A 14513-nucleotide genomic window follows, 5' to 3' on the forward strand; every position below is an offset into this window, starting at 1 on the left:
GCGGCTGCTCAGGCGGTGGCCGGTTCGATGACCTTGGCGGTGGAGATCCGTCGGGTCGGTGCGGCGCCGGACTCGGTGGCCTTCCGGGCCCGCTGGCCGGAGCGCTGGGCGGCGGCCTGGGTCAGCCGGTCGACCATGATGCCCAGGACGACGAGCGCGAGGCCGGCGGCCAGGCCCTTGCCGAAGTACGGCGGATTCTGCAGGCCGCTGATCACCAGGTAGCCGAGCCCGCCGCCGCCGACGGCCGCGCCGATCACCACCATCGATAGCGTGTAGATCACCGCCTGGTTGGAGGCCAGCGCGATCGATTTGATCGACATCGGGATCTGCACCCTGGTGATCATCTGCCATTTGGTCGAGCCGGCGGACAGGGCGGATTCAACGGTGTTCTCCGGCACCTGGCGGATACCGTCGGCGACGATCTTGATGGCGGCCGGTGCGGCGTAGATGACGCCGGCGAAGATGGCGGTCACCCGGCCGGGTCCGAAGAGGCCGAGGAACGGCACCAGGTAGACGAAGGCCGGCATGGTCTGGGCCGCATCGAGAACCGGCCGGATCAAGCGGTCGGCGCCCTTGGAACGACCCATCCAGACGCCGATCAGCACTCCGAGGGCGATCGCCGCGATGCTGGCCAGGATGGTCGAGGCCAGGGTGAACATGGCGTCGGACCAGACGCCCAGCACGACCAGCGCGGCGACGCCGACCACCATGATGACGGCGATGCGCAGGCCGCCGACTGCGTAGCCGATCACGGCGAAGGCCACACCGACGACGAACCAAGGGGTCTGGACCAGCAGCGACTGCAGCGGGTTCAGCAGACCGTAGGCGATGGCGTTCTTGAAGTTCAGGGTGATCAGCGACAGGTGCGTCTGCACCCAGGTGGAGACGGTGTTGACGCCGGCAGTGATGGACCGGCCCCAGTCCGGCCAGTTCTGCGGCGGCTGGGCCGCCCACAGGTAGGTGCGCGAGAGGTAGACCGCGACCGCCGTGATCACCAGTCCGGCCGCGATCACCGCCCGTCGCGTCGTCTTCTTCCCGGTCCCCTTGCGCACGGCGATCTCGGCACGGACGCTGGCCGCGGTGGAGACACGGTCGAACACGATGGCCATCAACACGATCGACAGGCCGGCGTTGAACGCGGTGCCGACATCCAGGCTCTGCAGTGCCTGCTGGACGTCGGAGCCGAGGCCGGGGGCGGCGATGTAGGCCGCGATCACCACCATCGACAGGGCCGCCATGAATGTCTGGTTGACGCCGATCACCGTGGTGCGCTTGGACATCGGGAGCAGCACCTGCCGAAGGCGTTGGGCCCCGGTAACACCCATGGAATCGACTGCCTCCCTGGTGGTCAGGGGAACCTGGCGGATGCCGTGCGCGGTGATCCTGATGATCGGCGGCGCCGCGAAGATGAAGACCGCGGCCGTCACGGAGGCGGTTCCGAGCCCGAAGATCAGGACCAGTGGGGCGAGATAGGCGAAGGACGGCATGATCTGCATGAAATCCAGGACCGGCGTGATGATCTTGTTCACCCGGTCGCTGGTGCCCGCCCAGATTCCCAGCGGAATGCCGATCACGAAGGCGAACAGGACGGCGGCGATCACCTGGGCGAAGCTGGCCATCGCGTCGGTCCACACACCCTGGAGGACGAACAGCAGGAACACCGCTGCGGTCAGGGCGGCAACCTTGACATTGCCGACGGCGTAGGCGATCCAGGTCACCAGGACGGTGGTGCCCAGCCATCCGATGTAGGGGATGCCGAGCCCGTTCGGGGTCTGGTAGAACGTCGCGGAGATGAAGTCGCTGACGTGCTGCAGCACGATCTGGATGTAGTTGACGAAGTAGAGGAAGACCGGGCTGCTGTTCCGGTTCTGGGCGACCCAGTCCGGCCAGGTGTTCAGGTTCGTGTGGATGGTGGTGAGTTCCTGTGGATCCAGGGCCAGCGTCCACCGGTCGGCCAGCGCGAAACGGAAGATGACCCACACCACCAGGATCCCGATGACGGTGACGGCCGCCGTCCCGGACGGGAACCATCGCCCGCCAGGGGGTTCCGGCGGTCCGACCCGGTCGGCGTTCGCACCGAGCTGGGCCTCCGACTTCTCCAGATCGGCTTCCGATGCCGGGTCCGTGGTGGTGGTGGTCATCAGGCCACGGCCTGCCCGGCGACGTTGGTCGACACCTTGCCGGACCGGGATCCGATCAGGGCGAGGATGTCGTCACGGGTGACCATCCCGATCGTTTCGTTGCCGTCGACGACGCGCACGGGGGTCGCCGAGCCGACGACGGTCGGAATCGCGTCACGGATCACCGTGCCGGCCGGCAGGGCGGCGGACGTCGCGTCGAGTCCCAGCGCGGCCCGGGCGATCCACTTCAGCGTCAGCACATCGGCTTTCGGGACCTCGGACACGAAATCGGCGACGTAGTCGTCGGCCGGGGCGCCGACCAGTTCGTCACCGGTGCCGATCTGCACGAGTTCGCCGTGCCGCATGATCAGGATCCGGTCACCGAGTTTCAGGGCCTCGGAGAGATCATGGGTGATGAAGATCATCGTCTTGCCCATGTCGCGGTGCAGCCGGATGACCTCGGCCTGCATGTCACGCCGGATCAGCGGATCCAGCGCCGAGAACGGCTCGTCGAACAGCAGGACGTCCGGGTCGCCGGCCAGGGCGCGGGCCAGCCCGACGCGTTGCTGCATGCCGCCCGAAAGTTGATCAGGGAAGCGCTTCTCGTATCCGTGCAGTCCGACGAGTTCGATCACCTCGTGGGCCCGCTCGTACCGTTCGACCTTGCCCATGCCGCGGACCTGCAGTCCGTACGCGACGTTGTCCAGGACGCTCCGGTGCGGCAGCAGACCGAAGTGCTGGAACACCATCGAGATCCGCCTGCGACGGATGTCGCGCAGCGCGGAGCCCGACGATTTCATGATGTCCTGGCCCGACAGCAGCACCTGCCCGGCGGTCGGTTCGATCAGCCGGGTGAGACATCTGACCAGGGTGGACTTCCCGGAGCCGGAGAGGCCCATCACGACGAAGACCTCGCCGCGGGCGACGTCGAAGTTCATGTTCCGGACGGCCGGCACGCACCCGGTCCGCTCGAGGATCTCCGGCCCGGTGAGCCCGGCCATCGCGGGGTCGGTCGGGATCTTGTCCGCCTTGTGCCCGAAAACCTTCCACAGATTGCGGACCGAGAAGTCGGGAGTGTCGAGGATCGGTGCAGTCATCACATCTCCTGGAGTAGGGAGAACGAAGAGCGGGCTGTGCGCTTTCGGGCTGTGCTCGTGCGGGTGCGTCAGGTCGATGAGGGTGAGGGGTGAGAAGTCAGCGGGGGAACCAGTACTGCGGGGCGGGGGAGGTGTTCTGCCAGATGTGCTTGATCTCGCGATATTCGGACAGGCCGGTGGGCCCGAGTTCGCGTCCGTTGCCGGACTGACCGAAACCGCCCCATTCCGCCTGTGGCACGTAGGGGTGGTAGTCGTTGATCCAGACCGTGCCGTGGCGCAGTGCCCCAGCGACCCGCTGCGCGCGGGAGGCGTCCGAGGTCCAGACCGCACCGGCCAGGCCGTAGTCGGTGTCGTTGGCGATCTCGATCGCCTCCGACTCGGAGGTGAAGGTCTCGACCGTCATCACCGGCCCGAACGACTCCTCCCGGATCACCGTCATGCCACGGGTGCAGCCGTCCAGCACCGTCGGCGGGTAGTAGAAGCCCTTCGACAGTTCGCCGTCGGTCGGGATGATGCCGCCGGTGCGCAGGACGGCACCCTCGGCGACCCCGGCCTCGACGTAGGCGTGCACCTTGGCCCGGTGCGCCGCGGAGATGAGCGGTCCGGTCTGCGCAGCATCGTCGAACGGTCCACCGAGCCTGATCCGGGCTGCCCGGGAGACGATCTCGTCCACCACCCGGTCGTGCAGGCCCGCGTCGACGATGAGCCGGGCACCGGCCGAGCAGACCTGGCCGGAGTGCAGGAAGACCGCGGTCAACGCGTAGTCGATGGCGGCTTCCACGTCTGCGTCTGCGAAGATGATGTTCGGGTTCTTGCCGCCCAGTTCCAGGGTAACCTTCTTCACGGTGGCGGCGCCGGCCACCATGATGGCCTTGCCGGTGGCCAGGCCGCCGGTGAACGAGACCATGTCGACCCGCGGATCACTGGCCAGGACCGCGCCGACCTCTGGTCCGCTGCCGGTCACCAGGTTCGCGACACCGGCCGGGACGCCGGCTTCGGTGAGCGTGTCCATCAGCAGGATCGCGGTCGAGGGCGTCAGCTCGCTGGGTTTGAGGACGAAGGTGTTGCCGGCCAGCAGCGCGGGTGCCACCTTCCAGGACACCTGGAGCAGCGGGTAGTTCCAGGGCGTGATCAGGCTGCAGACACCGACCGGTGCGTAGACGATCCGGCTGATCGCGTGCGGATTGCCGGTGTCCACCACCCGTCCGGCATCCGTGCCCGCGATACCGCCGTAGTAGCGGAAGCACGCGACGACGTCATCGATGTCGTACTCTGCCTCGACGAATCGCTTGCCCGTGTCCAGTGCCTCGGCCCTGGCGTAACGGGCCTTGTCCCGGTGGAGCAGATCGGCGGTGCGCAGCAGCATCTCACCGCGCTGCTTCTCCGGGAGCGCCGCCCAGGAGCCGGAGTCGAAAGCCGTCCGCGCCGCTGCCACCGCCGCAGTGGCATCTGCGGCGGACCCCTCGACCACCGACCGTACGGCGGTACCGTCGGCCGGGCAGCTGATCAGTCTTGACCCGCCGCCATCGGACGCGGCCCACCGTCCGGCGAGGTACAGGCCGCGCAGCGTCGGGTCGGCGCCGGCCACCGGGGTGGCCTGCTCGGCAAGGCTCGTACTCACTTCCGGCACCTCCGGCTCTGCTCCCGACGGATCCTGGCGGCGCCAATGATCTCCGATGTACGACTGCCTGTGACGACTGGGTCCGAGACTGGGTGTTGCGTATTACGCATCACTGCGCTTCCTGAGCAACAGCATGGAACGGCAGCGGAGGGGTGTCAAGGGCGTGAGGCGTATACACCCACCGATACCGGGGAAGATTTACCTGGCCGTGATGCAGGGCGGCCCGGACGGTACATCGGGCGTGACATGACGGTGACACGTGACGGTGCCGCGCCGGACGGCCGGTCCCGGTCGATCAGGGGCGGCCGCTGGACGGAGCGAGATAGCCCATGCGTGCGGAGACGGCTGACGCAGCGCCCCGGACGGCTCCGACCACCTGCGGGATCCGGGCGGCGTCGAGTCGGAAGCTGGGGCCCGAGATCGACAGGGAGGCGATCACCGATCCGTCGACCCCACGGACGGGTGCCGCAACGGCCGTCAGGCCGATCTCGAGCTCGTCGACCGCCACCGAGTAGCCGTCCCGGCGGACGCTCTCCAGCGAGGCAGCCAGGGCAACGCGGTCGGTGATCGTGTGGGGTGTGATCGCCCGCAACCGGCCGGAGGAGGTGCTGGCCGCGCCCAGGATCGCCTCGGCCTCACCGGACGAGGCGTGGGCCAACAGGACACGGCCGTTCGCGGTGGCGTGCACCGGGTTCCGCCTACCGATCCAGTTGTGGATCTGCAGTGCGGAGGTGCCGGCCACCTGGTCGAGGTAGAGCGTCTCGGTGCCCGAGAGGATGACGATGTTCACCGTCTCGCCGACCTCCGCGGCCAGCGGGCCGGTGACCGGTCGGCTCTCCCGGACGATGTCCAGCCGCGACCGGGTGGCGCCCGCGAGCCGCAGCACGCCGACGCCCAGCCGATACCGGCCCCGGTCGGGTAGCTGCTCGGCCAGACCGTGGGATTCCAGGGTGGCCAGGAGTCGGGAAGCCGTCGACTTGTGCACTCCGAGCAGCCCGGCGATCTCGGTGACACCGAGTTCGCCGTCGGCGGCGAGCAGTTTCAGGATGGTGAGCGCGCGATCCACCGACTGCACCGACCCGCCGGTGCCGTCGGGGCGGTCGGTTCGGTCGGGGCGGTCGGTGATCTCGGCGGGGGCCGAGCGAATCCCGCGACGGCCGAGATCGGCTGCGGTGACGTGCGGAGCCGTCGGGTGCGGCCGCAGGAGGTCGGGCATAGCTCGGAGCGTAACCACATCTGGGCGCGTCCGACCCGTGGGCGGATCGAGTCCGTTACCGGTCCCTCTTGACCGGACCGCTGCTACCCAACATGCTGTTCGTTGCACATGGAGCAGTGTGTTGCGTTCTGTGCAACCAACCAAGTTCGAGCTGTGGAGGTTCGGTGTCCCCTCGTCCCCATGCCGGTCAGGAGTTCATCCTGACGTTGTCCTGCCAGGACGGGCCCGGCCTGGTCTACGCCGTGACCGGTTACCTGGTGGAGTTCGGAGCGAACATCCTGGCCAGTCAGCAGTTCGACGATCGGCTCACCGGTCGCTTCTTCATGCGGGTGCACTTCGTGTTCATCGGCGAGGCACCGGAGCTGGCCGATCTCCGGTCCGGGTTCGACCAGGTGTCGGCCCGTCATGCGATGGAGTTCGAACTGGTCGATGCCGCGACGCCGACCAGGACGATGATCATGGTCTCGAGATTCGGCCATTGCCTGAATGATCTGCTCTACCGCTACCGGATGGGAACGCTCAACATCGATATCCCGGTCATCATTTCCAACCACGACGATTTTGCGGCCCTCGCCGCGTCGTACGAGATTCCCTACGTGCACCTACCCGTAACGCCGGATACCAAGGCAGCAGCGGAGTCCCGGATGTTGGAATTGATCGCAGAGCATCAGATCGACCTGGTGGTGCTGGCGCGCTACATGCAGGTTCTCTCCGAATCCACCAGTCGGGCGTTGTCCGGAAGAGCGATCAACATCCACCATTCCTTCCTCCCCAGTTTCAAGGGTGCCAGGCCCTATCACCAGGCGCACGATCGCGGCGTGAAACTGATCGGTGCGACGGCGCACTACATCAACGACGACCTCGACGAGGGCCCGATCATCGAGCAGGACGTGGCCAGGGTTGACCACAACCTGGGTCCGGACGACCTGGTCGCCGCCGGCCGCGACGTGGAGACGCAGGTGTTGTCCCGGGCGGTGAAATGGCACTGCGAGCGGCGCGTGATGCCCAACGGCTCCCGGACGGTCGTGTTCCGCTGAGGCCGGGCCGGGCCGGGCCGGGCCTGGCCTGGCCGGGCTGGGCTGGGCTGAGCTGGGCTGGGCAGGGGTTCGCATGGATCAACATCGTCTGCATGGATCAACTTGGACGATTTGGGACGTGAGTGACAGGAGTCGCCACTTTCGTCCATGCCTGCGATGTTGATCCACGCCACGCATCAGGGAGCCACGCGACACAAATGATCCCCCCGGGCGACACGGCGACCGGGGGCCGGGGCTCAGTGATCGGGGTGGAGCGTCGAGTGGCTCGCGCCGACCGCATGCAGGATGTCGTGGATCTCGTGGTCGGTGATCGACCATCGCCGGAACCGTCCGTCGCGGGCTGCGGTCACCACGCCCGCCATCCGCAGGGCGGACAGGGCGTGGGAGGCGGCGTTGTCGCTCATCCCGACCGCCGCGGCAAGGTCCCCCACGGTGATGCCGGGTGCGCGGTGCAGGGCGAGCAGGATCTTCAGCCGGTTCTCATCGCCCAGCAGACCGAAACGGACGGCCCAGGTCTGGATCTCGCCGGCATCGTGGAGCGCCTGACGGGCCTGCTCGGCCCGGTGCAGATCCTCCAGCATCGCCAACGCCACGCTCGGCAGGTTCCCGGGTGGCGGTTCGTCCGCAACGATCGGCTGGACGTCCGCGTCGCCGGCCGCAGGATCGGGGAGGTTCATCGGTCCATCCTGGCAGTCGGGAACGCCGCCGCACCCGGCGCACCCGAACCGCTAGGACCGGGGGAGTGGGGCTCACGAGGCCGGCGGCCGGTTGGCGGCCCTTCCGCCACCGAGCTGGACGTGGATTCCGTAGTCGCGGATCTTCCGGTAGATGGAGGCCCTGGACATCCCGACCTCCTGGGCGGCCCTTTCCTTGTTGCCGTCGTTGGCGACCAGGCTGCCGACGATCGCATCCCGCTCCAGGTTCTCCAGCGGTGTCAGCTGACGCCGGCTGCCGGAGCGGCACTGGGCCGGCAGGTCCTCGATGGTGAAACTGCCAGAGCGTCGCAGCCGTACGACCTTCTGCAGGACCTCCCGCAGTTCGGCGACATTTCCCAGCCATGGCAGCTTCATCAGTTGGCGCATCGCCTCCGGCGAACAGCTCAGGCTCTGCTGGACCCCGGTGATCCGGTTCAGCAGATGCGGGATCAGCAGCGGCAGGTCGTCCAGCCGATGCCGCAGCGGCGGAAGTTGCAGGGAGTGCGGGAAATGCGGGAGCAGCTGTGCGTCGAGTTCGGTACCCGTGCGCTCCGCAGCCATGGTGATGGCCACCCACGGATGCCCGGGTTGGTCGACCAGGGCGGCGGCCTCGGCCAGCAGATCCACCAGACCGCTCAATCCCGCCGGGTCGAGTCGGTCGACGTGCTGCAGGATCACTGCGCCGCCGTCCTCGGCCAGGGCATCGGAGACCTCGTCAAGCCAGGTTTCGGTGTCCCCCAGCTCGGCGGCGTCGAGGACGACGATCCGTCCCGTCGGATGATGTTTCTGGTGGACGGCCCTGGCCAGCGCCAGCTTCCCGACGCCGGCCTCGCCCTCCAGCGCCACCCATTCCCGTCGCCGATACCAGCCGTCGATCGATCGGCAGCACCGTGTCCAGGTCGGTGAGTTGCCCACCAGACCCGGCAGCGTCAGGGCCATCGGCACCAGCGAGGAGACGGGGCTGTCGACCGCGGCCGAACTCGAGCTGAACTGCACCCGGAGGACTCCGCCGACCGGCCGGTCGTCCAGGAAGGCCGGCTGGAAGTGCATCCGCGACATCAGACCGCTGGGCAGTTCGGTCACCAGGGTGATCGGCCGGTTCAGGCCGCGGGCGTCCGCCGCCCGGGCCAACAGGGCGGCCTGGTCGGCCGGATTCAGGCTCTGACGTGCCTGGTCGTTCATCATCACGAGCTCGTCGCTGATGGCCAGCACCACACCCCCGGCGTGCTGGCAGGCGTTGAGATACTCGCGCAGCAGGGCCAGTTCGTCCTGGCTCGACTGGGTCAGCATGTTGCGTTCGATGCTGCTCGCGGTGGTCACCGCGAGTGTCAGCAGGAGGGAACCCGGCTCCTTCGCCCACGTCGTCAGGTCGATCGCGCCGAGCAGGGCACCGCTGATCGGGTGATGGATCGGCGCACCGGCACAGGTCAGCCGTTCGAGGTTCTCTGCGTAGTGCTCATGCCCGCTGACCAGCGTCGGGACCCGTGACTCCAGCGCAGTGCCGACACCGTTGGTGCCGACCAGACTCTCGGCGTAGCTGAAGCCCGGCGCCAGGTTGACCGCGTCGAGATGGCGGGAGAGCTGTCCGCGGGGAGCCCGCCGGTTGAGCACGAGGCCGTTCGCGTCGGTCAGCACGATGCTGATCGGCTGATCGGTGAGTTCGTCCTGCAGCTGTCGCAGGATCGGCTCCGAGCACAGCATCAGCGGGGAGTGGAGGTTGGGTTCCTTGACGAAGTGCAGGTCGGGGCGATCGGCGAGCACCCGGAAGGCACGCGATCGCTGCCACGAGGTCAGGATCGTCGGGCGTACGGACGCTTCGTCGACGGGTTCCGCGGTCAGGAACGCTTCACGCGCCACCGCCAGTTGCACAGGCCTCTGCAGTGGTGCCGTTCGCGCTCGAGGTAGTGGCGTCATTGCCAGTGTCCTTCGTTCAGCGTGAGTCGGAAGAGATTGATGCCGGACTCAAGTCCTATGAAGCGTCGGTCGACATCGGCGGCGACCGGCGCATGTGCGCTCCACCGGGTCCTGCAGTCGTCCGGTAGGGCCAATTCTATGCAGTTCGGAATCCGGTGCGTCAAGGGATCTCAGATTGAGACGGGCCCGGCATCGGCTCGGGGGTGTGATTCGTGGCACGACGACTTGACCTGGTGCCCCGCGGCCGGATCGGGAACCGCTCGACTTCGACCCTGGCCGATGACGGCAACCCCGATACGAACTCAAGTCTGAATTCGATCGTCGCAAGCCACCGAGCAACAGGAGGACGAGCAGTGAGCAGACAGAGTCTGAGCAAGGCCCACAAGAAGATCACCGAGCTGTCGTGGGAACCCACCTTCGCCACACCGGCGACGCGCTTCGGTACCGACTACAAGTTCGACAAGTCGCCGAAGAAGGATCCGCTGAAGCAGATCCTGCGGTCCTATTTCCCGATGGAGGAGGAGAAGGACAACCGCGTCTTCGGGGCGATGGACGGAGCGATCCGCGGCAACATGTTCCGTCAGGTCCAGGAGCGCTGGATGGAGTGGCAGAAGCTGTTCCTGTCGATCATCCCGTTCCCGGAGATCTCCGCAGCTCGCGCGATGCCGATGGCGATCGACGCCGTGCCGAACCCGGAGATCCACAACGGTCTGGCCGTGCAGATGATCGACGAGGTGCGCCACTCGACGATCCAGATGAACCTCAAGCGGCTCTACATGAACCACTACATCGATCCGGCCGGCTTCGACATCACCGAGAAGGCATTCTCGAACAACTACGCGGGCACCATCGGTCGTCAGTTCGGCGAGGGCTTCATCACCGGTGACGCCATCACCGCCGCCAACATCTACCTGACGGTCGTCGCCGAGACCGCGTTCACGAACACCCTGTTCGTGGCCATGCCGTCCGAGGCCGCGGCCAACGGCGACTACCTGCTGCCGACCGTTTTCCACTCGGTGCAGTCGGACGAGTCACGGCACATCAGCAACGGTTACTCCATCCTTCTGATGGCCCTGGCCGACGAGGACAACCGCCAGCTGCTCGAGCGCGACCTCCGGTACGCCTGGTGGAACAACCACTGCGTGGTGGACGCCGCCATCGGCACGTTCATCGAGTACGGCACCAAGGATCGCCGCAAGGAGCGCGACAGCTACGCAGAGATGTGGCGCCGCTGGATCTACGACGACTACTACCGCAGCTACCTGATCCCGCTCGAGAAGTACGGCCTGAAGATCCCCCACGACCTGGTCGAAGAGGCCTGGAACCGGATCATCAACAAGGGCTACGTGCACGAGACCGCACAGTTCTTCGCGACGGGCTGGCCGGTCAACTACTGGCGCATCGACGCCATGACGGACGTCGACTTCGAGTGGTTCGAGTACAAGTACCCGGGTTGGTACTCGAAGTACGGGAAGTGGTGGGAGGAGTACAACCGTCTCGCCTACCCGGGTCTGAACAAGCCGATCGCGTTTGAGGACGTCGGCTACCAGTACCCGCACCGCTGCTGGACCTGCATGGTCCCGTGCCTCATCCGTGAGGACATGGTCACCGAGAAGGTCGACGGCACGTGGAAGACCTACTGCTCGGAGACCTGCGCCTGGACCGACATGGTGGCGTTCCGTCCCGAGTACGAAGGTCGCGCCACCCCGAACATGGGCCGGCTGACCGGTCATCGGGAATGGGAGACCCTGCACCACAACAGGGATCTCGCCGACATCATCCAGGATCTGGGCTACGTCCGCGACGACGGCAAGACGCTCATCCCGCAGCCACACCTGCATCTGGACGATCCGAAGAAGCTGTGGACGCTCGACGACATGCGCGGCATCAACTTCGCCAGCCCGAACATCCTGCTGAACGCGATGTCCGACGCAGACCGCGAAGCGCACATCGCCGACTACAAGGCGGGTGGGCCCGGCGGCCGGACCTCCGCCCAGGCGGCGGCCTACGCCGCGCGCTGATCGACGAGCCGGCCCGACGGTCTGATGATCGTCGGGCCGGCTGCTCCACCGCTCAGCACGTCCGGCAGCGGATGGTCACCCGCCCACCCGCTGCCGGACGACGGTGAGATCTGTTCTCTTGCTCAACCAATTCCACCTGCGATCAGGAGCGAACGCCATGGGGGAGACCCACCGCGTCAAGTTCGAACCGGTTGACCTCGAGATGGAGGTCGAGGAATCGGAAACTGTGCTGGACGCAGCCTTCCGCCAGGGCATCACCCTGATGCACGGTTGTCGCGAGGGTCAGTGCTCCGCCTGCAAGTCCTTCCTCATCGAGGGTGACGTGCAGATGGACCGCTACTCGACCTTCGCCCTCGCCGACTACGAGAGCGAGGAGGGATACATCCTGCTGTGCAAGGCCCACGTGTACAGCGACGCCGAGATAGAACTGATCAACTACGACGAAGAGGTGCTCCGCGACGCAGTACCGCTGCAGAAGGTGATGACGACCGTCCGCCACCTGGACTCGTTGACGCACGACATCGTCTCGCTGGGTCTGGCGTTGGACGACGGCAAGACCTTCGACTTCAAACCCGGTCAGTACAGCGATATCTCGATCCCGGGTACCAGCGAGCACCGGTCGTTCTCGATGGCCACCACGACCACCTCGACCGGCCGGCTCGAATTCATCATCAAGAAGTACCCCGGAGGTCACTTCTCCGGCCTGCTCGACGGCGGCATCAAGGTCGGTGACCAGCTGGAGGTGACCGGACCGTACGGTACCTTCACACTGCGCGCCAAATCAGACCGTCGCATCGTCTGCATCGGCGGCGGAGCGGGGATGGCGCCGATCCTGAGCCTGATGCGGCACATGGCCGAAACCGAGAACCGCCGTCCGGTCACCTTCTACTACGGCGCTCGCAACCCGAGCGATCTGTTCTACATCACCGAGATCATGGCCTTGGCCGACCGTCTGGTGGACTTCAAGTTCGTCCCCGCGCTCTCGGAGACCTGGCCGGACGACTGGTCCGGGCTGGGCGTCGACGGAGACACCGGCTTCGTCACCGATGTCGTCGACCGCAGGGAAGCCGACCTCACCGACGCCGACCTCTATCTCTGCGGGCCGCCGCCGATGGTCGACGCCGCCATCCCGATCCTGGAGGCCAGAGGCGTTCCGACAGAACGGATCTACTTCGACAAATTCACCACATCAGTCGTCTGACAAGAGAGAGCTGGAAAACATGACACAAACCACCGCGACGCCCGTGCGTAGCTTCCCGAAACAGGAATTCACCGATGCCGAGGCCGGCGCGCTGGACTTCCCGAGTTCGAAGAGCCGCACCTACAACTACTTCAAGCCCACCAAGCTCCGCGCGACGACGTACGAGGACGTCACCGTCGACGTCCAGCCCGACCCGGACCGGCACCTGAGCCAGGGCTGGGTCTACGGCTTCGCAGACGCCCCCGGTGGGTATCCGAAGGACTGGACGACGCTGAAGTCCAGTGACTGGCACCTGTTCCGTGATCCCAACGAGGAGTGGGAACAGACGATCTTCCGGAACAACGCGAACATCGTCCGGCAGGTGCAGCAGAACCTGGCCAACGCCCGGGGTGCGCACGCATTCGAAGGGTTCTCCCCGACCTGGGTGAGGTTCCTGGAGCGCAACATCGGCGCCTGGATGCACGCCGAGCACGGTCTGGGCATGCACGTCTTCGTCGCCGCCCAGCGTTCGGCGCCGACGAACATGCTGAACAACGCGATCTGCGTCAACAGCGTCCACAAGCTGCGTTTCGCACAGGATCTCGCGCTCTACAACCTGGACCTGTCCGAAGCCGAGATCGGCTTCGACGGCGAGGTGCACCGCGACGTCTGGCAGAACGACCCGGTCTGGCAGGGTGTCCGTGAGAACGTCGAGCGCCTGACCTCCATCGGGGACTGGGCCGAAGCCGTCTTCGCCACCAACGTCGTCTACGAGTCGCTGGTCGGGGTGCTGTTCCGCAGCCACCTGGTGATGCAGATCGCCGCCCGCAACGGCGACTACGTCACCCCGACCATCGTCGGCGCGGGCGAGAACGACTACTCACGAGACCTCAACTACACCAGGACCCTCTTCTCGATGCTGGCCAAGGACGTCGAGCACGGAGAGGCCAACCGGGTGATCATGCAGGGCTGGCTGGCGAAGTGGATTCCACAGAGCCTGGCCGCCGCCCGTTCGCTGCAGCCGATCTGGTCGCAGCCGCTGGAGAAGATCATCAGCTTCCAGTCCTCGCTCGACGCCTCCAAGGCCGGCCTGGTGGCCACCCTGAACGACCTCGGCCTGACCGAACCCAAGGAGCTTTCCGCATGACCGAAACCGTGCAGTCCACCGCCTTCGGCGCCATCAACCGCACCTCGTCCAACATGTGCGGTGTCACCCTGATGAACAACCAGAACGGCTACGTCGTCGCGGAGATCATGGGCCACAAGCCGGGTGTCGTCATCTCGGAGTTCCCCTCGATGATCCGGGTGGACGGCAGCGGCTCGATCACCTTCGACTTCGCCGAGATCACCGAGGCCCTCGGTTCCGAGTTCGACCAGTCTGACTTCGAGGAGATCATGTCCACCCACTACGGGCGGATGGTCCACTTCGACGACAAGACGATGCTCTTCGCCAACCCCGAGGATGCCGCCGAGTACATCGATTTCGATCTACCGGTCGTCAACTGAGTCAGCCGTTCACTCTCGTATGACCGCCGGTCGCTCGTCTGACGTTTCATGGTCAGCCGAGCGCACCGACGGTCATACGAGCGCACCGACTGCCTTGGCAACTCCT

11 protein-coding genes are annotated in these 14513 nt (G+C 66.3%); 5 read left to right on the forward strand and 6 right to left on the reverse strand.

All coding sequences use genetic code 11. The annotated features are described in order from the left end of the window. Nucleotides 1-8: 8 nt before the first annotated feature. The 4 genes from H7F38_RS07100 to H7F38_RS07115 form a co-directional block, all read right to left on the reverse strand. Nucleotides 9-2141, reverse strand: coding sequence for a proline/glycine betaine ABC transporter permease (locus tag H7F38_RS07100; RefSeq protein ID WP_187093459.1), 2133 nt, complete (start codon nucleotides 2139-2141; stop codon nucleotides 9-11). Next, nucleotides 2141-3217 carry a glycine betaine/L-proline ABC transporter ATP-binding protein gene (locus tag H7F38_RS07105; RefSeq protein ID WP_187093460.1) on the reverse strand — a complete coding sequence of 359 codons (1077 nt, stop codon included), beginning with the start codon at nucleotides 3215-3217 and terminating at the stop codon, nucleotides 2141-2143. The genes H7F38_RS07100 and H7F38_RS07105 overlap by 1 nt, the downstream gene beginning before the upstream one ends. A 97-nt stretch (nucleotides 3218-3314) precedes the next feature. Further along, nucleotides 3315-4784, reverse strand: coding sequence for an aldehyde dehydrogenase family protein (locus tag H7F38_RS07110; RefSeq protein WP_187094537.1), 1470 nt, complete (start codon nucleotides 4782-4784; stop codon nucleotides 3315-3317). A 349-nt stretch (nucleotides 4785-5133) separates the two neighbouring features. Continuing rightward, nucleotides 5134-6054, reverse strand: a complete 921-nt coding sequence (locus tag H7F38_RS07115) for an IclR family transcriptional regulator (RefSeq protein WP_187093461.1) — start codon at nucleotides 6052-6054, stop codon at nucleotides 5134-5136. A 164-nt stretch (nucleotides 6055-6218) separates the two neighbouring features. Between H7F38_RS07115 and purU the strand changes: the two genes are divergently transcribed. After that, the gene (gene purU / locus H7F38_RS07120) at nucleotides 6219-7091 is read left to right on the forward strand and encodes a formyltetrahydrofolate deformylase (RefSeq protein WP_187093462.1); all 873 of its coding nucleotides are present in this window, start codon (nucleotides 6219-6221) and stop codon (nucleotides 7089-7091) included. 236 nt (nucleotides 7092-7327) lie between these two features. Here the strand turns inward: purU and H7F38_RS07125 are convergent, their stop codons facing one another. Both H7F38_RS07125 and H7F38_RS07130 read right to left on the reverse strand, forming a co-directional pair. After that, entirely contained in the window at nucleotides 7328-7768 is a 441-nt protein-coding gene (locus H7F38_RS07125) for a helix-turn-helix transcriptional regulator (protein WP_222618517.1), read from the reverse strand. A 72-nt stretch (nucleotides 7769-7840) separates the two neighbouring features. After that, entirely contained in the window at nucleotides 7841-9700 is a 1860-nt protein-coding gene (locus tag H7F38_RS07130) for a sigma-54-dependent Fis family transcriptional regulator (RefSeq protein WP_187093463.1), read from the reverse strand. A gap of 353 nt (nucleotides 9701-10053) precedes the next feature. On the opposite strand from H7F38_RS07130, the gene H7F38_RS07135 reads away from it, so the two are divergent. The 4 genes from H7F38_RS07135 (at nucleotide 10054) to mimD (ending at nucleotide 14407) form a co-directional block, all read left to right on the forward strand. Beyond that, nucleotides 10054-11721 (forward strand): methane monooxygenase, encoded by a 1668-nt coding sequence (locus H7F38_RS07135; RefSeq protein WP_187093464.1) that lies wholly within the window; start codon nucleotides 10054-10056, stop codon nucleotides 11719-11721. Between the two features lie 157 nt (nucleotides 11722-11878). Then, the gene (locus H7F38_RS07140; protein WP_187093465.1) at nucleotides 11879-12922 is read left to right on the forward strand and encodes an FAD-binding oxidoreductase; all 1044 of its coding nucleotides are present in this window, start codon (nucleotides 11879-11881) and stop codon (nucleotides 12920-12922) included. Nucleotides 12923-12941: 19 nt separating this feature from the next. Further along, complete coding sequence (locus H7F38_RS07145) at nucleotides 12942-14048, forward strand: aromatic/alkene monooxygenase hydroxylase subunit beta (RefSeq protein WP_187093466.1); 1107 nt, start codon at nucleotides 12942-12944, stop codon at nucleotides 14046-14048. After that, on the forward strand, nucleotides 14045-14407 hold the full coding sequence (mimD, locus tag H7F38_RS07150; RefSeq protein ID WP_187093467.1) for a propane 2-monooxygenase effector subunit MimD: 363 nt from the start codon (nucleotides 14045-14047) through the stop codon (nucleotides 14405-14407). The genes H7F38_RS07145 and mimD overlap by 4 nt, the downstream gene beginning before the upstream one ends. The last annotated feature ends 106 nt before the right edge of the window (nucleotides 14408-14513 follow it).

This window comes from Nakamurella sp. PAMC28650, from assembly GCF_014303395.1.
Taxonomy (GTDB): domain Bacteria; phylum Actinomycetota; class Actinomycetes; order Mycobacteriales; family Nakamurellaceae; genus Nakamurella.

Coding starts and splice junctions, on each gene's coding strand:
- H7F38_RS07100 (WP_187093459.1), bottom strand. CDS start 2,141: ATGACCACCACCACCACGGACCCGGCATCGGAAGCCGATCTGGAGAAG.
- H7F38_RS07105 (WP_187093460.1), bottom strand. CDS start 3,217: ATGACTGCACCGATCCTCGACACTCCCGACTTCTCGGTCCGCAATCTG.
- H7F38_RS07115 (WP_187093461.1), bottom strand. CDS start 6,054: ATGCCCGACCTCCTGCGGCCGCACCCGACGGCTCCGCACGTCACCGCA.
- H7F38_RS07125 (WP_222618517.1), bottom strand. CDS start 7,768: ATGAACCTCCCCGATCCTGCGGCCGGCGACGCGGACGTCCAGCCGATC.
- H7F38_RS07130 (WP_187093463.1), bottom strand. CDS start 9,700: ATGACGCCACTACCTCGAGCGCGAACGGCACCACTGCAGAGGCCTGTG.
- H7F38_RS07140 (WP_187093465.1), top strand. CDS start 11,879: ATGGGGGAGACCCACCGCGTCAAGTTCGAACCGGTTGACCTCGAGATG.
- H7F38_RS07145 (WP_187093466.1), top strand. CDS start 12,942: ATGACACAAACCACCGCGACGCCCGTGCGTAGCTTCCCGAAACAGGAA.
- mimD (WP_187093467.1), top strand. CDS start 14,045: ATGACCGAAACCGTGCAGTCCACCGCCTTCGGCGCCATCAACCGCACC.